This window comes from Paenibacillus sp. GYB006 (genome assembly GCF_036577645.1).
Lineage (GTDB): Bacteria > Bacillota > Bacilli > Paenibacillales > Paenibacillaceae > Paenibacillus.
Genome location: NZ_JARBDA010000019.1, coordinates 1 through 18039, shown reverse-complemented (window position 1 = coordinate 18039; position 18039 = coordinate 1). Strand labels below are relative to the sequence as shown.

The 18039-nt window shown below is 41.6% G+C and carries 19 protein-coding genes and 1 other annotated feature; of the genes, 1 reads left to right on the top strand and 18 read right to left on the bottom strand.

Annotated features, from left to right (window positions below):
- Nucleotides 1-81 precede the first annotated feature (81 nt).
- The 7 genes from ypeB to PV403_RS22145 all read right to left on the bottom strand — a co-directional run bounded on the left by ypeB (nucleotide 82) and on the right by PV403_RS22145 (nucleotide 4839).
- Nucleotides 82-1437: a germination protein YpeB gene (gene ypeB, locus PV403_RS22175; protein WP_332086004.1), complete on the bottom strand. Its 1356-nt coding sequence runs from the start codon at nucleotides 1435-1437 to the stop codon at nucleotides 82-84.
- A gap of 80 nt (nucleotides 1438-1517) precedes the next feature.
- Nucleotides 1518-1667 carry a hypothetical protein gene (locus PV403_RS22170; protein ID WP_213529613.1) on the bottom strand — a complete coding sequence of 50 codons (150 nt, stop codon included), beginning with the start codon at nucleotides 1665-1667 and terminating at the stop codon, nucleotides 1518-1520.
- Nucleotides 1668-1777: 110 nt separating this feature from the next.
- The gene (gene prsW, locus PV403_RS22165; protein WP_332086003.1) at nucleotides 1778-2482 is read right to left on the bottom strand and encodes a glutamic-type intramembrane protease PrsW; all 705 of its coding nucleotides are present in this window, start codon (nucleotides 2480-2482) and stop codon (nucleotides 1778-1780) included.
- Between the two features lie 47 nt (nucleotides 2483-2529).
- Complete coding sequence (locus tag PV403_RS22160; RefSeq protein ID WP_332086002.1) at nucleotides 2530-3147, bottom strand: genetic competence negative regulator; 618 nt, start codon at nucleotides 3145-3147, stop codon at nucleotides 2530-2532.
- 194 nt (nucleotides 3148-3341) lie between these two features.
- The gene (locus tag PV403_RS22155) at nucleotides 3342-3701 is read right to left on the bottom strand and encodes a hypothetical protein (RefSeq protein WP_332086001.1); all 360 of its coding nucleotides are present in this window, start codon (nucleotides 3699-3701) and stop codon (nucleotides 3342-3344) included.
- A gap of 131 nt (nucleotides 3702-3832) precedes the next feature.
- The gene (locus tag PV403_RS22150; RefSeq protein ID WP_213529620.1) at nucleotides 3833-4249 is read right to left on the bottom strand and encodes a hypothetical protein; all 417 of its coding nucleotides are present in this window, start codon (nucleotides 4247-4249) and stop codon (nucleotides 3833-3835) included.
- Complete coding sequence (locus PV403_RS22145) at nucleotides 4246-4839, bottom strand: CPBP family intramembrane glutamic endopeptidase (RefSeq protein WP_213530239.1); 594 nt, start codon at nucleotides 4837-4839, stop codon at nucleotides 4246-4248. The genes PV403_RS22150 and PV403_RS22145 overlap by 4 nt, the downstream gene beginning before the upstream one ends.
- 230 nt (nucleotides 4840-5069) lie before the next feature.
- Nucleotides 5070-5306: a binding site (T-box leader), on the top strand.
- Nucleotides 5307-5506: 200 nt separating this feature from the next.
- Between PV403_RS22145 and serA the strand changes: the two genes are divergently transcribed.
- Nucleotides 5507-7102, top strand: coding sequence for a phosphoglycerate dehydrogenase (gene serA / locus PV403_RS22140; protein ID WP_160033323.1), 1596 nt, complete (start codon nucleotides 5507-5509; stop codon nucleotides 7100-7102).
- A gap of 207 nt (nucleotides 7103-7309) precedes the next feature.
- Here the strand turns inward: serA and PV403_RS22135 are convergent, their stop codons facing one another.
- The 11 genes from PV403_RS22135 to PV403_RS22085 form a co-directional block, all read right to left on the bottom strand.
- Entirely contained in the window at nucleotides 7310-8776 is a 1467-nt protein-coding gene (locus PV403_RS22135; RefSeq protein ID WP_213529621.1) for an ATP-binding protein, read from the bottom strand.
- Entirely contained in the window at nucleotides 8776-9492 is a 717-nt protein-coding gene (locus PV403_RS22130; protein ID WP_160033327.1) for a response regulator transcription factor, read from the bottom strand. Before PV403_RS22130 ends, PV403_RS22135 begins: the two co-directional genes overlap by 1 nt.
- Nucleotides 9493-9571: 79 nt before the next feature.
- A complete protein-coding gene (ccsA, locus tag PV403_RS22125; RefSeq protein WP_213529623.1) occupies nucleotides 9572-10837 on the bottom strand; it encodes a cytochrome c biogenesis protein CcsA in 1266 nt (421 codons plus the stop codon).
- Nucleotides 10834-12510 (bottom strand): cytochrome c biogenesis protein ResB, encoded by a 1677-nt coding sequence (resB, locus tag PV403_RS22120; protein WP_332086000.1) that lies wholly within the window; start codon nucleotides 12508-12510, stop codon nucleotides 10834-10836. The genes ccsA and resB overlap by 4 nt, the downstream gene beginning before the upstream one ends.
- A 23-nt stretch (nucleotides 12511-12533) precedes the next feature.
- Nucleotides 12534-13061, bottom strand: a complete 528-nt coding sequence (locus tag PV403_RS22115; RefSeq protein ID WP_160033333.1) for a redoxin domain-containing protein — start codon at nucleotides 13059-13061, stop codon at nucleotides 12534-12536.
- A 116-nt stretch (nucleotides 13062-13177) separates the two neighbouring features.
- Entirely contained in the window at nucleotides 13178-13924 is a 747-nt protein-coding gene (locus PV403_RS22110; protein ID WP_213529627.1) for a pseudouridine synthase, read from the bottom strand.
- A 118-nt stretch (nucleotides 13925-14042) separates the two neighbouring features.
- Nucleotides 14043-14576 (bottom strand): spore maturation protein, encoded by a 534-nt coding sequence (locus PV403_RS22105; RefSeq protein ID WP_213529629.1) that lies wholly within the window; start codon nucleotides 14574-14576, stop codon nucleotides 14043-14045.
- A gap of 4 nt (nucleotides 14577-14580) precedes the next feature.
- A complete protein-coding gene (locus tag PV403_RS22100) occupies nucleotides 14581-15222 on the bottom strand; it encodes a nucleoside recognition domain-containing protein (RefSeq protein ID WP_213529631.1) in 642 nt (213 codons plus the stop codon).
- A gap of 27 nt (nucleotides 15223-15249) precedes the next feature.
- On the bottom strand, nucleotides 15250-16446 hold the full coding sequence (locus PV403_RS22095; RefSeq protein WP_332085999.1) for a D-alanyl-D-alanine carboxypeptidase family protein: 1197 nt from the start codon (nucleotides 16444-16446) through the stop codon (nucleotides 15250-15252).
- Nucleotides 16447-16594: 148 nt separating this feature from the next.
- Nucleotides 16595-17032 (bottom strand): GerW family sporulation protein, encoded by a 438-nt coding sequence (ytfJ, locus tag PV403_RS22090; RefSeq protein WP_213529635.1) that lies wholly within the window; start codon nucleotides 17030-17032, stop codon nucleotides 16595-16597.
- Nucleotides 17033-17128: 96 nt separating this feature from the next.
- The gene (locus PV403_RS22085; protein WP_332085998.1) at nucleotides 17129-17821 is read right to left on the bottom strand and encodes a DUF2953 domain-containing protein; all 693 of its coding nucleotides are present in this window, start codon (nucleotides 17819-17821) and stop codon (nucleotides 17129-17131) included.
- Nucleotides 17822-18039: the final 218 nt, after the last annotated feature.

The window sequence follows — 18039 nt, the reverse complement described above, 5'->3', positions numbered from 1 at the left end:
AGGAATATTATACCATGTGTTCTTGAAATTACATTCAGAAAAATGCAAAAAAAAAGCTTCTCCAAAGGAGAAGCTTTCCATCTACATTTTAGATCCTGCGGTTGGAGCAGGGATTTCTTCCACTGCTTCTTCAACACCTGTCTCTGTATTAATGTATATACGGTACATCGTATCGTTAATTTTACCGCCAAATTGATAGCACAGTACTTCTTCATTATACTCATTTTTAATTAACGCTTTCCGCGTAAAGGATACTTTAAAGTCAGGATTCAGCTGTGCTCTCGCATCTTTCAGCTTAATTTTCGGCTCTGTAAATTTACGATCATCCTTATGTTCGTTAAGGAAATCAGATGCTTGGATCCCAATAACCTCTCCGTTATCGAGACCTACACGGACCGTGATTTTCTCAGGATAAACGAGCACATCATCATGTTCTCTTACATAAGTGAAGTTACCTAGATTGTCATATTCATTGTAAGCAACAGCTTTCATATCACGATATCCCTTGTGCTCAAGGAAACGATCGGCTTTAGACATTGCTGTATCCCGATTTACTTGTTTTGGACCTACTTCTCTTTCATCGTTATATGAAATCAGCAGGCCGCCATCCACAGTAAAATCCATACGAATCAAATGACCGTCTGGAGCAGTAAGGCTTGCGGTGTAGGACCTGTAATCTGTTCCTTTCCCGTTCTGAATCACCTGAATAGCGGGACTGTCTATATCTGTGAACTTTTGTGCTTTTCGTTTAATGTCTTCCGCAGTAACGGGTACTCCGCCTAGTTTACGCACAGTACGATGCTCATAAAGACTCGAAACGGATGGTCCCCAATCCATAGGTGGATAGTTACCGACTTTTTGATCCACAGCTCGAAGACCGTCTAGAATTACATTTTGCTGTTGCTTATTCCCTTGCGCGTTGATAACAGCCTCTGCGTCACCCCACTTCAGGTTATCAGAGAGTACAGATAATTGTACCTGATCCAAATCTTTGTTGATCTCAGCTGAGTTTTTGTACAAAGTTCTAAGATTCTCTTTTTCTTGAGCAGTTAACGGTTTCTCGCGTAGATCTCTTAACGAAGTTTGATACGCAAATTTAGATATGCGAGATAGAAGCTCTTCTGTTTTGTTCACGGGAAGCGATGTGAGTGGAAGCTGATTAAGTTCACTCTGCGCTTGACTCGCGAGCATCCAGACATTCATAAGCCCTTTTTTATGCATTCCATCTGATGCGCTGCTAACCGCAAGCGTATTCCCTAGTTCCGAATGAATCCGGTCCATGTTATACGAGAGATCATGAAATAAACGTTGATATTGATTTTCCGACTTCATAGCAACTGCATTACGTTGTTGATATTGTTGATACCCCCAGATCAAAGAACCAATGAGCAGTATTGATACAATTGGGAATAACACCGAACTTAATCTTCTATACATCTTGTGTTGCTCCTTTCTTCAGGTACGATGACCTTATTGTGACAAGAAGAAAGGAAGGTTATGCATGGATGATCTTAAAATTAGAAGCTTTCTTCCTCAATATCAAACATGTCCCTGTTATCACAGACACACTGTTTGAATCCAGTTTCAATTCTTCCCCGTTCTTTTTTACCGCGTAAGACAAACCTTTCGCCGCATTGCTTGCAGCGAATCTTCACTTTTACTCTCATGATTTAAACCCTCACTCCTTGGCTGATTTTGGAAGCAAACACAAAAAAACACTTGTCTCTAAAATAGACAGAAAAATACTGTCAACTAGAAACAAGTGTATCCAAATCAATTACAGGTTAACCTCTTCCTCACGTTTCACGAATCGAAATGGAGAACGATTATTAGCACGGTATACTTTCCCCATACCCCCATACCAAAGGATGAGCATAACAGGTACGATAAACCAATACCAAGCCTGTTCCACACCGAGAATCAGATCGTAAAGTCCGTGCCAGAAAATCGGAAGAAGAATCGACATGACAAGAAACTTGCGCCGCAAGTTCTTTTTGTCGCTAAATTTTGCCCTGCCCATATAATATCCCATAATAACACCAAACATCGCATGGCCCGAAACAGGGAGTAACGCTCTATAAAGCATGAAACTCATCGAAGCATTTCCAGCCCATGCATAAAGCAAATTTTCCACTGTTGCAAAACCAAGCGAGATAGCTACCGCATATAATATTCCGTCATAAGGTTCATCAAATTCAGTGTGATGATAAATAACGAAAAATAAAACAAGCCATTTCAGTATTTCCTCAATACCAGCAGAAACGATGGATGCATGCAGAAACGGTTGATTTCCGAAATCACCGAGAAAAAGCATTACCCCTCGCTGCAGGAACATAATTGGAAATACGATAAGGAGTCCGAAAAAAAACATTCGAATAACCATATGGAGAGGTTCGGCATCGTAACGGTCTTTGAGATAAAAATACGTAAGCAGGGAAAGCCCCGGCGCAATTGCTGCCGTCAAGACCGAAAACAAAAGCACCGAACATCCCTCCAAGATAATGGTTTCACATACTTACTCATCAAAATTTAAGAATCATGACGTTTGAAGTGTTCACAAATTGTTCCGACTGCATTTTCTGCCATAACGAGCTTGCCATATTCTCCGAGTACGGCTGCTGTAACCGAACTTCCCTCGCCAAATTCAGCAAGAAGGGCAATGAGCGCTCCGTGCTGTTCCGTGTCGACTTCGTCCGGTTCAAGATGCAAGAACCATTTGTCCTTATAATGATACAAACGTCCAGCTTCCGTTACTTTTGCTTTCAGCATGTGAGCTGCCTCAATCAATACTTCAAAATCCTTAAATACATACATCACAGAATCACTCTGCTCGAGTGTTACTTCCATTTCGTATATTTCGTCTGCTATATCATCTTCGTGTATTGCACCATATCGTTCACGATCATATTTGCCTCTTGTGACAATAACGACCATTCCTTGAGCTGGTAACGCGAAGACCTCAACGGCCAAAGGGCCAGTAGCATCAAATCCAAGTTCGCTGTAGGCCTGGTCCATCATTTCCGTAAACAGTTCATGAACTTTTGGTTCTTCCTGCCACATATCTTCCTTCTGGATACCACGCTCGCTTAAATCATCAAAAGTCAGGAAAATCCGTATCTTGTCATTGCTTAAGCGTTCTATTTTCATACAGGATCTCCCCTTTATTAAGCATGTGTTATAAACAGATTATGTTCTATTCTGTGAGTATGTGCTCAAAATGGATTATGTAAGTATGTTATCATTTTATACCCACAAATGCACGTAATAAAAACGATAAAAAAAGAATCATTTACAGTCCAATAAGGATCTGCAAATGATTCTTTCCTCAAATCCTTATTTCTTTACAACCCAGGGATCGCTGTATGCGATTCCGCCAGCACTTTTTCCACTTCTTTTTTTACGTCTGGATTCGAACGGATAAAAGATTTAATCAAATCTAAATTCTCGGCTTTTTGTTCTGATGTCGATAATTTTTGTGCCGAAGATTTCGAATTTGACCCTGCATTCGTTGTGTTCTCATCTGTCAATGCTTTGCTCAGCATGCTATCCATTCCAGGAAAGGTCATGTCCATCACCTTTTCTTTGGCATCATGCAGATATTTTTTCGCTTGTTTTGCCGTAGGAATATTTCCTTTTTGAGAAAGGACAGAACAAGCTACAGCACCAACAGTTAAGCCCATTAGAAACGAAGAAGTTCTCATTGATAAACCTCCTTGTGTGATAGGATGCATTCCTTATTGTTCACGTAAATAAGAGAAGTCATGCGCGGATCACACAAGAAAATTTTCAGACCGAATAGCCTGAACCTTAGCTGCTGATCGATCTAGGATAGCTAAGGGATCATTGTATTTAGTGGAGGAGCTCCTATCATCCCCCAATAAACAAGAAATCCAGTTAGAAGAATAAAAATGAGAATAAGTGAGTTGATGAACCACTTGCTGAGTCTTACTCTTCGAGATGGAAACAGTTCTGCCCTTGTGGGAAGCGTTTCTGCTTCTTGGATACGTCCACTTGCTTCCTTCTTTTGCTTTTGTTCAGCCTGGAGTTTGCGCTGCATTCTGGATAACTCAGGAACGGGCTGACTTTTACTCACTGGTTTTCTGTATACTGGCTTATTCGTAACTGTTTTATTTGTCGGTTTACTATTCTCGACGATCTTATGAAGTGACTTAGAAGGTTTTAGTTCCTTTCCCTCTTTGCGACGACGATGTTGACCATACTTTTGTGATCTACTTAGTTGTTGGTTCATGTTTCCCTCCGAAAACGAATGGCGAGTCCGGATATTAAATCAATTAGGAAATGGCACAGAATGGGAGCCCATAACGTTCCGGATTGCTCATAAATATATCCTAAGCCGTAACTGGATACAAAAACCCAGCCTGTAGGAAGCCAATGATTCAAATATCTAAAATGAATGAGAGCAAAAATGATACTTGTCCAATAAGGACCAAAGGAATGCTGAATGGCACCTCTAAACAGAAGTTCTTCGCAAATCGAGACAACGGCAGCGATGCATACAATATGCCATATAGGTCTTTTGCGAAATAACATACGGTTAATACCGCCATCGTCCATACTATCCTCAGGCATAACCGCCGATAACAAGAAATCAACTACCAGCATGATTGCAGCAAGTCCAAGACCATACATTACAAATTGCCAGCCTTGGGGTAAACTTAATAACTCCAGCGGATTTCTTTTTTGAAAAAGAATCCAGATAATACCTATAATTAATGTGAATGCTTGTGTTAAATAAAGGTTGATAAGAAGAAGGCGATCCGTCAGCTGGTGAGGCTCAATCTTTTGAAATTTTAATTTCTTCCACTGTTGTTTTTTCATTCTCGCCAATTCTTACTCCTATTCTATAAATGATGTCTTGATCTCTGATGTAAATAAAGGGAATATTTAAATGATATCCAAAATAATCAATAGATTCAAGAACCTTCGATAGTTGGAGGGAAAATTTAGGAGGTTGCTTTGGGTTTTCTTCCTCTTTTTAGTAATTCGAACTATTGACATGGTGATGTTACACATGATACATTATGAAAAAATTGTTATTTAACAATATCTAAACAGCGATGACGGAGAAAAGAACTGTACCGATTGTTCAGAGAGCTGATGGTTGGTGAGAATCAGTAATCATACAGTATACTTTAGCGCTCCCGAGTTACTATATTGAATAATTAGTAGATATAGTCGCATGATTCACGTTATGAATCTGGTCTATTGTAGACCATTAAGGCCGTTGCTCTCTTTGAAGAGTAATAGCGAATTAGGGTGGCACCACGACAACTCTCGTCCCTTACTACGGTAGTAGTATGCGGATTGAGAGTTTTTTTGCGTTATCCCTTCAGATTCTTGGTATAGCTTCTTTTGTTACAATGTTGTACTATGTCACTTCAACGCATTAATTTTTCACCGAGTTTAAGGAAATGGCTTAGCTTTATACGTGAATGCCGCTTCTTATTCTATACATGTTGTTCAAAATCAAGGAGGACGATGATCAATGTTAAAAGTTTTGGTATCTGATCCAATCAGCGATTTGGGAATTCAGCAGCTTATGGATGCTGAGGATGTTGTAGTCGACAAAAAGACGGGTCTTTCGGAAGATGAACTTATTCAAATTATTGGAGATTATGATGCACTTCTTGTACGCAGCCAAACCCGTGTAACTCCTGCCATTATGAAAGCTGGCACACGCCTCAAAGTGGTTGGACGTGCCGGAGTTGGTGTTGACAATATCAATCTCGAAGCAGCTACTGAACGAGGTATTATCGTTATTAACGCACCTGATGGAAATACCATCACTACTTGTGAACATACATTTGCGATGATGATGGCTCTAGCAAGACATATTCCTCAAGCTTATGCTAAGACAATAAACGGTACATGGGACCGTAAGACGTTCCTTGGCGTAGAACTTCGCAACAAGACACTTGGTGTCCTTGGTATGGGTAGAATCGGCAGTGAAGTAGCAAAAAGAGCCAAGGCATTTGGTATGAACATTCTCGGCTACGATCCATTCTTAACGAAAGAACGTGCTGAAAAAATGGGTGTCACCCTGGCTTCCGTTGATGATATTATTCGTAATGCAGATTTCATGACAGTTCACACTCCACTGACTCCAGAAACAAAGCACATGATTGCTCGGCCACAATTTGAAGTCATGAAAAAAGGCATGAGAATCATCAACTGTGCTCGTGGCGGAATTATTGATGAGATGGCCTTAATTGAAGCTATTGATGAAGGGATCGTAGCAGGCGCTGCCTTTGACGTATTTGAAAGTGAGCCTCCTGCAGCAGATCATCCATTCCTAAGTCATCCGAATATCATCGTTACCCCTCACCTTGGTGCATCTACAGTAGAAGCACAAGAGAACGTAGCGATTGACGTATCTGAGCAAGTGCTTCATATCTTACGGAACGAACCTTTTAAAAATGCGGTTAATATGCCTCCTGTGGCTCCAAGTGTTATGAATATTATTCAACCTTATTTCAAACTTGGCGAAACCCTGGGAAGCTTTGCAGCACAGATGGCAAATGAAGCAATTCAGGAAATCCATATTGACTACTCTGGCGACTTGTCGGAAGTCGATACCCAGCAGCTGACACGTTATGTTTTAAAAGGCATACTTGAGAGACATCTTGGAAGTGAAGCTAATATCGTAAACTCTCTGCATTTAGCGAAGATCCGCGATATTAATGTGGTCGTATCCCAAGCGCCGCGTACAAAAGGTTTCACTAACTTGATTACCGTAACGCTTAAAAACCAACATGAGCAAGAAAGACGTATTGCCGGAACACTTCTCGCTGGATATGGTGAGCGTATTGTAAGACTCGATCATTTCCCAGTAGACTTTGCTCCTGAAGATCACCAAATTTTCATCTCTCATAACGATAAACCAGGAATCATTGGCCGTGTAGGAACACTTCTCGGTGAGAATGATGTCAATATTGCCTCCATGCAGGTGGGTCGTAAAATTATTGGCGGTGCAGCTATTATGATTCTGACTGTTGATAAAGAAGTACCAAAAGAAGTGCTCAAAAAACTTACAGAGCTGCCTGAACTGAATACAGCTCAAGAAATTGTACTTCAAAAATAATTTATCATTCATCTGTAATATAATAAAAGCTGGCCATCTCGGTCAGCTTTTTTCTTTTGCTCAATCATTTTACGAGCACGGTCTTGTTCTCAATCTTATTCACACGTCTAACAGGTTATAAATAAAATTGTTCCACGTTGAACAAGATTAATCGGTACTGTTCAACAAAAAAAGCACCCTCCGTAAGGTGCTTTTTCGTAGAAAAGATCAAGTAAGCTTTGATTTATCCGATTTGTGTTGTTTTATAGGAAGTACAACCGTGAACTCTGTGCCTTCTCCATGAATACTGTCTACTTCAATTGTCCCTTTGTGCGCATCAATGATGTGCTTAACAATGGCAAGCCCAAGACCAGTCCCACGGCCTACATCACGAACTCTCGCTTTATCTGCCTTATAGAATCTTTCAAAGATAAAAGGTAGATCTTCCCGAGGAATTCCTTTCCCTTCGTCTTGAATACGAATCTCCAGTTCATCCTCATTGATCATAGAACAGATAATATAAATATGTTTCCCTGATGGAGTGTGTCTGAAAGCATTATCAAGTAAATTGGTAAATACCTGCTCCAGCTTGTCCTCGTCGGCTGCTTCTAGTATCAAAGGTCCATCTTGATGCTTATACTCTAAGAGTAACCCCTGATCTTTAGCAGCCACACTAAACTTGCGGTATACACGATCAAGCAGCTGGTTCAAATCCACTCTGTCGAGGGTGACATCGGTATGCCCTGCTTCCATCCGAGCAAGGTCCAGCAAATCCTTAACTAATCTGCCCATCCGCAGGGACTCATCATGAATTACTTGTATGAGTTCTTCGCTTTCTTTTGGAGAAGCCGCCATTCCATCAAGCAGTGCCTCACTGTATCCTTGAATCATCGATAAGGGGGTTCTGATCTCATGAGAAATGTTGGCTATAAAATCACTGCGCATCTTCTCTAGATGTGCTTCCTCCGTCACATCCCTCAGTACAGCAACTGCCCCTCGGTTTCCTGGTTCTGTATGCAATGGAGCCATCTGTACGGACCATACACTCTGTTTTACATGTACTTCTGCACTTTGGTCTTCTCCATGGCTTACCACCGCTTTAAACAGTGGTCTCAGCGGTTCAGGGACATCATTATAGGCATCCCCATTCTGTTCCTGAGGAGAGTATCTCACATCGATCTTATTCCATTCAATTCCTTGCCAAGCTGACATCAATTTCGTTCCTTGCGGGTTCGTAGAAATGATCTTCCCTTCACTATCAAAAGAGACAACTGCATCCCTCATACTGCGCAGGACGCTTGCAACACGTTCTTTCTCATGATTTAAGTTCCGAATGGTATCTTCTAATTCTCCGGCCATGTGATTAAAAGTACTCGCCAGCTCACCGATCTCATCGCTTGTAACAAGAGAGAGTCTTGTATCGTAATTTCCTTTACGAATCTCATTTGTTGCCTGAATCAGCTTCTGCATCGGTTGTGTTATTTTACTTAGAAGAAAGAGTGCAAAAAAAGTAGTTAAACTAAATCCAATAATACAGACAAGCACAAACATTTTCTTAATTTCCCCGGACTCATCCGCAGAGAAATTGATATCAATATATGGGAGTAGGAATACTCCCAGTGTCATGAGGATACAGGCCACTAATAGTATGATGGTGTACCACAGCTTGCCAACTAGTGATTTCCAGAACTTCACTACTTCGGAACCTCCAGCTTATATCCAACTCCCCATACCGTTGTTATCATCGATGCCGCTTCTGGAGAAACTTTATTCAGCTTCTCACGAAGACGTTTCACATGAGTATCCACCGTACGTAAGTCGCCAAAAAACTCATAATTCCACACATCTTTAAGTAAATCTTCCCTGGAGAAGACCTTGTCCGGCGATACAGCGAGATAATGCAGCAGTTCGTACTCTTTTGGAGTAAGACTAACTTCTGACCCATTTGCTGTAACCCGATGAGCATCATGCTCAATAAGTAAGTGAGGAAAAACAATATTATTGCTTGAATTGCTTTCTTTAGATAGATAAGCGGTTGCAGAAGCTCTACGCAAAATAGCCTTAACCCGGTAGATTACTTCACGAGGGCTGAAAGGCTTAACTACATAATCATCTGCCCCAACTTCAAAACCCTGTACGCGATTAATTTCTTCCCCTTTGGCTGTAAGCATTAGCACAGGAGTTGATTTCACTTGACGCAGCCTAGTACACACTTCAATACCATCCATACCCGGCAACATTACGTCCAGCAAGATCAAGCCATAATCTTCTGATGTCGCTTTACTGAGTGCGGATTCACCATCCTCCGCCTCGTCGATGTCATAGCCTTCTTTTTCCAGATACATCTTTAACAAACGCCGAATTCTTTCTTCATCATCGACGACGAGTATCCGGTTCTCATGATCTGCCATTCGTACGATTCGCCTCACTTTCTTAAACCAGTTCTCATAGTATGCTCTATTTGAATAAAAACATAAACTTCATTTCCAGTTATTCTGTTCCAGCATAGGAATGAAGTCCAGCGATAATCAAGTTCACGCCAACCAGTGTAAACATCACGATCAGGAAGCCGAGTACAGCAAGCCATGCGGAATTACGTCCCTGCCAACCTTTAGACAAACGAAGATGCAAATAAGCACTGTAATAGAGCCAAGTAATTAGTGCCCATACTTCTTTGGGATCCCAGCCCCAAAACCGTCCCCAGGCGATCTCTGCCCAAATCATGGCAAAAATAAGTGCACCTAAGGTGAAGATGGGAAACCCTATCGCAATTGCACGGTAACTGATTTCATCCAAATCATCAGGATCAATATCCGCCAGATAAGGACTCAGCGCCCGGCTAAGTGGTTTCCTAATGATTAATCGAAGCACCCCGTATAATAGCAGACCCGAAATAACAGACCATACGACTGTATTCAGTTTGCGTCCTGCATTTACACCATTCATCCATGAAGGTGCTTCAAATAAAGGTTCTTTCATTCCAAGGAATGAAGTATAACTTTCTGTATCACTGTTATGTGGTGCTACAAGAGGCGGCATGTGATAAATGACTTTCTCTATTTTACTATTATTTGTCCCCCCGGTGTCAACGTCAGTCACCTGTTGCTGAACAAATACCGCTTCGTACCCGCTTGCGCGAAAGGCAAATACGGTACCAATAAATCCTATAACAATAATAATAACAACTAACGTAAATTCAAGCCACTTTTGCTGTCTTTTATCCACTTTCGCAGAACTATCGAATTTAACAGTTCGAAGCAAATACATCAGCCCTGCTGCAAAGCCCACTGCAAAGAACGATTCACCAAGAGCAGCAAGGGTAACGTGGATATTCAGCCAAATCGATTTCAGGGATGGAACTAGAGGCTGCACCTCCTGTGGAAAGACAGCTGCATATGCCATTAGTATAATTGTAATAGGCAATGCAAAGAGTCCGAGAAGCGATGTTTTATATATCATGTAAAGTATAGCAAAAGCAACAATGACCATCATAGACAAGAAGGTCATAAATTCATACATATTAGACACGGGAATATGTCCTGACCCTGCCCATCTAGTGAAAAAATAAACGAGCTGTGATCCTAGACCGATTAAGGTAAGAATTAAACCAAATCTTCCCCATTTTCTAACATGAGCTTCCGGCTCTCGATTACTGAACTTGCGACCCATAACGGCGATTGCATGTACGATAAAAGCTCCACAATATAAGAAAAAGGCAATCATAAATGCATTACTGCTTACGTTAAGCATGTTCACGCTTTATTCCCTCCGTTGTCCAGTGACTTTTCATCCACTATAAGATTACCTTTCTTCAGCACATCAGCCACTTCTCGCCTAAGACCAATCCAGTTTTTATTTGTATGGGCACCTAAGGTAAGAGTTCCCTGGTCAATTCGAATCCAAATTCTGCGATGCTGCCAGTAGAATCCCATAATCAGACCAAGCATAACAATTGCTGCTCCCAGCCAAACAAACGGCATGGCTTTATCAACACGAATATTAAGATAAGTAGTGGAGTTAATGATATCGACATTATCCATTCCATTCACATCAAGCCTTAGCGGCATGATTCCTTCACTTAGTCTTTCATTAATCAGATCCTGTTGAAAGCGTTCCTTATCAATTTCCTTCGGAAAATAAAGATACTTCACCCCGTCTGCTGGAAGATCCTTGCCTGTAACTGTAAATAAAAAGGCAGGCGCATTGGGACTTGGAGTCTTGGATACTGGTTCTCCCCGGTCATTTAGGCCAAAATCCATAAATTTGCTGGTGAGTTCCAAATGATAGGGTCCCGCTTCATACTCAAGCTGCGGATCATTCATACTAAGCTCAATCGTTCCATAAGATTCGCCTGTTTTCGTATCGATCACTTCTGGTGAAACGGCCCTAAGAATAGGAGTCAAATCATAATCATACTGGTACGCTTTGAGTCCTTTGTAGTCTAGCGGGTCATTCACCTGAATAAAATGATGATCTACTTGTTTCAACTGCGGCTCTTTTGATAGATCTGTACAATCCGCTGTACATTCATACAGCTTCGCTTCTGTCTCAAACAGTTTGGGAACAATTCTTCCTACATTCTTAAACTCTTCCGGCGTTTCTTCCTCACTGTAATATTCCACCCGGAAATTTACATTTTCGAGATAAAACGTAGTATCCGGTAAATTCACAATTTCACCTTGCGGAAAAGCAACATGCTTGTCCATATGCAGGCCAGGCAGCCCTCTTGCCAATACCGCCAGTAAGAAAATAATCAGTCCAATATGTATAACATAGGGACCCCACCGGCTAAAACGATACTTTTCTGCAAGCAGTGCAGATTCGTCTGTTTTTACACGATATCCTTTTTTCTTAAGCGGGGTAACCGCTTTCTCAATCCATTCTTTTGTTTGCTCTTCAGACATTTCTGTCTGATAGGTAATTCTTTGTCTTGTTAGGAACTGCATATGTTTAGGAATTCGTTGCTTGTTCAGTGCCTTATACAGCGGTAGTACCCGATCTATGCTGCAAATAACAAGAGAAGCACCGATCATAACAAGCAGTAAAATAAACCACCAGGATTCGTATGTATGTGAAAGTCCTAATATGTAATAGATGTTTCCTGGTAGACCATACGTTTCTTTGTAGTAGACAGAAGGATCTAGATTAACAAAAGCGTTCTCCTGAGGATAAATAGTTCCAAGCATGGCTCCAACCAAAGTAAAGACGATCAAATAGATCGCCACTTTAACAGATGAAAAGAAATTCCATACTCGGTCAATCGTATTTGGATTACTTCGCTGTGAACGCCTCGCCCTGCCGTCATAACGCATTTCAAGCAGTTCAGTGGAAACAAGATCTTTTTCGTCTTGCGGTTTACCGCAGGCTTCACACAGTACGGTACCCACTGGATTCTGGTGGCCGCATTCACACTTTGTGTTTTGAATCATGGTGACGTTAACCTCCTATTCCTTCAATTTGAATTGACTAGCTGCTTGATTTTGTACTCCAACGTGTCCAAATTCAGCTGACCTTCAAATTTCTCGGAGATTTTTCCGTCTTTAGATACAAAAAAAGTAGAAGGCATCGGTGAAATACCAAACTCACCCGTCACTTTTCTTCCCTTGTCATACATAATTGGAAAATCTACACCGACTCCGCGAACAAACTGATCCACCGTCATCTGATCTTCCCCTACATTTACGCCGATGAATACCACGCCCTGCTCTTTCCATTTGTCCCATTGTTTCTGCAAGGCGGGCATTTCATCAACACATGGCTCACACCAAGTCCCCCAAAAATTGATAACCATGACTTTATCCTTGTATTCTGCAAGGGTATGAACTTTGCCATCCATTCCAAGCAATTCAAAATCAGGCACACGATCACCGACACCGGGTTTTCCATCCGAACCAAAAACAGACGAGCCAATGGCGTAGGCACCCAAGATGACAATGAATATCAAAATAATAACCTGAACGGTTCTTTTTGATTTCCCCATCGTTAATGCGCTCCTTTTATGACAATTATGTTCCAATTATCCAGCCTATGGATAATTATAACGAAAAATGTCACAAAACTTCGTCTGTTTTTTGAAAATTATGTGTCCTTACGGATTTATTTTCTGTTATTCTTCTCTGCTGCGGATTGAGCAGATTGCATCAAGTTATTGATTTCTTCTTTCGTCAAGTGGCGATATAATCCCCGTTTCAAGTTTTGAAGGAGAAGTCCGCCAAAAGATATCCGTTTTAGTCTGGTTACCGGATGATTGATGGCTTCGAACATACGTCGAACCTGACGGTTACGTCCTTCATGAATCGTGATACTAATGACCGCTTCTTTCTTGTCGGTATCTACATCCTTATATTCAACTTCTGCAGGATATGTCATTCCATCGTCCAGCATAATCCCTTTTCTCAGCTGATCCAGTGCAGTTCCGTGCGGAACTCCTTTTACTGTAGCCAGATAAGTCTTAGGTACATGATGTTTGGGATGCGTTAGCAAATGTGCAAATTCACCATCATTAGTTAGCAAAAGAAGTCCTTCGGTATCATAATCCAGTCTTCCTACCGGATAGACTCTTTCTTTGATCCCTTTCAGATAGTCTGACACAATTTTTCTGCCTTCTGGATCAGAAGCACTTGTGATGACTCCTTTTGGTTTATTCAGCATGACATAAATTTTCTTCTCACTACGAATCGGTCTGCCGTTTACCGTAATGATATCCTCATCAGGATTTGCTTTCGTACCAAGCTCGGTCACTACTTCTCCGTTGACTTCAACCTTACCGGACAAAATAAGCTCTTCGCTTTTACGTCTGGAAGCAATCCCTGCTTGTGCAATAATTTTTTGTAATCTCTCCATATTCAATAAGTCACCTCAGGAATTAATGATACCCATCAGAAGGAGAAATAACAAGGTTATGAAAAGGAAATAACCCTCGGGGCATTCTCCAAGGGCTTGCTATCAGCGTAAAAGGGTTTTAACCAAATACAAGAAGACATATAAAAATAGCTGCAACAAAGCCAACTAAATCAGAAAGAAGCCCTACTTTGAGTGCATATCTGCCATTTCTAATACCGACAGCCCCAAAATAAACAGTAAGTACATATAGCGTCGTATCCGTGCTTCCTTGCACCGTTGAAGCGATTCTTCCAATCATGGAGTCAGGACCATAGGTTCCAATCAAATCCGTTGTAAAGGCAAGAGAACCTGTCCCTGTCAGCGGCCGAAGTATACCGAGAGGTAATATTTCAGAAGGAACCCCCATCCACTGAAAAAAGGGAGTAAAGAAACTCAAAAAGAAATCGAGTGCCCCCGAAGCGCGAAATACACTGATTGCCACCATCATGGCTACGAGTTGAGGAATGATAGAAATCGCAGTTCCAAATCCCTCTTTGGCTCCGTCTACAAAGGATTCATACACAAGGACCTTACGATAATAGGCATATAATGGAACAAAAGCAATAATGATCGGGATGGCCCATGTAGAAATGAGATTAACGAATGCTAACATGTGCTCACCCTTTCACACTTGTTTCCGCCTGCGGTGGCTGTTTTCTATCTACTATGCGTTTAGGTGTCCTCGGCAACCTACTTCGGTAATAGCGATCCAGGATAATGGCTGCCGCCGTTGCAAATGCAGTAGCAACAAGGGTAGTCCCCACAATTTCAGCGGGATTGGCAGAATGGTAATTCAGCCGGATCGCTATCAGTGTGGTCGGAATCAACGTAATGCTTGCTGTATTTATAGCCAGTAGTGTGCACATCGCTGGACTTGCTACTTGTTTATCCGGATTCAGTTCCTGAAGTTGCTGCATTGCTTTTATCCCCATTGGCGTAGCTGCATTTCCAAGCCCCAGTAAGTTGGCACTCATATTGGAGAGGATATATCCCATGGCAGGATGATTTTTAGGAACATCAGGAAATAAAAAAGCAACAACGGGTCCTAAAAGTTTTGCAATCTTAGACAGTAATCCAGCATCTTCCGCCATCTTCATCATTCCCATCCAGAAGACAAGCACACTAATGAGTCCAAAACACACCGTTACACCGGTAGCGGCACCATCAAAGGCGGACTGAGTAACCACTTCAATGTTCCCTTTTGCCGCTGCAAAACAAAATCCAATCACAATCATGGCAAGCCAAATGACATTTATCAACGCGAACCCCTCCCGCTTCGGATTCCTTTATTCTCTTGTGAATATTTGGCCGAGGACTTCTCGGAGCGAACTTAAAAATGTACTTTTATGAACCAGATTGTAAGATAAGACGGAAGTTTCGGCTGAAGTATCCTTCGGAATATAACTTCCCTTCTTATACACAGGGATATGACCGATTTTCACTCCATTCAGCATAAATTCTACCCGGCCTTTAAGCCCAAAGTCTGCATCCTTATCCACAATTTTTTTAGCTTCTTCAAGTTGCTGATCATAAAGAATCAGCTTTGTTTTGATATTTTCCGCTTCGGATACGAGTAAAGGGTATTTAAATGAGTTACCTGTGACATATTGAAATTTTTGGATCGACTGGCCTTTTTGTGCGAGATCAACAAGCGGATAGTGCTCAAATCCATAGTTCAGCATTTTAGCGTGATCGTTCCAGTCATCCCCATCATTTAAAGTTACCGCTGCGAGCTGTTGCCCTTCGCGAGTTGCAGAACTCACAAGACAGCGAAATGCCATCTTGGTATACCCGGTTTTTACTCCGTCAGCTCCTTCATAAAGCCGCAACATCTTGTTTTTATTCAGCCAATTATAATCCCAGGTTTCATTCGGATTGGGTGCTTTTTTCTGCTGCGTACCGACAATGCGTTTGAAATCCGCATTATGAAGTGCGTACGCGGTTAGCTTGGCCACATCATTAGCTGTAGAATAGTGACCTTCGGCATCAAGCCCGTGGGGGTTCTTAAACTGAGTGTGACTGAGCCCGATTTCCTCAGCCTTCAGATTCATTAAGTGAACGAATCCTTCTTCTGATCCCCCAACGTGTTCAGCAATCGCGGTTGCTGCGTCATTTCCTGAGCGGAGCATAAGACCGTACAGCATATTCTCCAGCGACATTTCCTCTCCAAGTTTCAGATACAAAGAGGAGCCTTCCTTACCGGCTGCATTTTTACTTACAGTGACCATACTCTTTAAGTCCATTTTTTCCACCGCAACTAGGGCAGTCATGATTTTGGTTAGACTTGCAATTCTCATTTCTTTATCTCCGTCTTTGCTGTACAAAATGCGACCAGAACTCACATCAATGAGAGAAGCCGTTTCTGCATTGGTATGAAGTGCTGGGGGTTCCTTATGTTCGGGTTTATGATCAGCATAAGCAGTAAGAGGTGATAACATAAGTGTTACTACCAGGGGCAACACACATTTTTTCAATAGTTTCATAAGTTCTCCTCCGGGTCCTTTTGCAGAATCTTGTACTATACTATGTCCTTGTCCATCGAAGTATGTCCTTGTTTGGACAAACTGCTTGTCGTTACCAAAACAAATTCCCTTCCAGCACAAGACTGGAAGGGAATTTGTTTTTTTATTACTACTGGGAAGAAGATATAGTCGTTGTTGTGTTTGTTTGATTATTCTTAAAAAGCTGCTGCATTTGATCAATTAATTTAGGCGCTTGATCAATAATTTTCTCGAACAGATGCGTATTGTTATCTAGAGGAACGATATTCACTCCATCTTTTCCCACAACAAGAAAGGCGATCGGATGTATGGATACACCGCCCCCGCTACCTCCGCCAAAAGGAACGGATGATGACGAATGGGCGCCACTGCGGTCATACTGCTGTTCTGTATCTAGATGAAAATCACTTCCTCCTGCTGCAAATCCAAAACCAACGCGGCTGATCGGTAAAATAACGGTACCGTCCGGTGTTTCTACTGCATCTCCTACAATGGTATTCACATCAACCATCGCTTTAATATTTTCCATGGCTGTTTTCATTAGACCTTGAATCGGATGATCGGACATAGAATACATACCTCCTGCTAATCAATAGTTTGACATAATATAGGTTTCCCAACTTTCCGTCTTGCTATGTGTAAATTGAAGAAAAAAAGATTCTCGTTATTCTCTGCTACTTAATTCACGGCGCCAAGCCCTGATTCCACCATGCGCATTTACGATACCGTGACTAATGGTACGGAAGATTTTCATCAACCTGAAAAATCGAATATAGGCCCGAAACTCCAGAAGGGTATCAAAGGACCACTTTTCCTCCCAGCTGGCATTTACTTTTAGATCAGGTCCGTCTGTAAATGTCACTTTGTAAGACAACCATCCGAGCAAGGTATTTTTAATCCCCCACAACAAGCCAGTCAGTACAGATGTGGTTACCACATCCTCCGTACCCAGCCTGGTATGCCAAACAAGTTTCGTTATGCGGAGCTTGGAAAAGTCATTTGTCTCCCAGATACGGAGTGCATAAGCACTTTTCATAAGGTCCTTGATTTGATAATTGAATCCTTTTTTACCTCGTTTATTTGTAGAAGGAGCATCTTGAGATCCATCGTTACCCTTTTTTTCGGATAATTTCTCTGTTACCAATTGAGCGAAATGTCGCTTGAGCTCTTCAAAACGCTCAGCTGGAAGTTCGTAATGAAAACGGACTATGCCATATATCAACTTCACCCGAAATTCCATTTCTGCATGGGTGTTACGCGTCTTTATACTAGCTTCAATATGTATATTGGATAACAAGACCAAGATGAGGAGTAGAATAATAACAGCTAAACATATCGATCCAATCCAAATCCACACGCGGTTTCCTCCTGTTTTATAAGTCTCTGCTTACTTGCATGCATACATTAGTCTAGTATGTTCATAAAAAATGGAAAGCATTCTGCTGCTGAATCAGGACCACCCGTAAAACGGGTGGTTTGTACTTGGGGTATAACCCCTTGTCGCCAAACTGCGCCTAAAGACGCTAGCCTGACCATAAATCTGTTCAGGCTCAGTGTTATTTGTCACTTTCACTT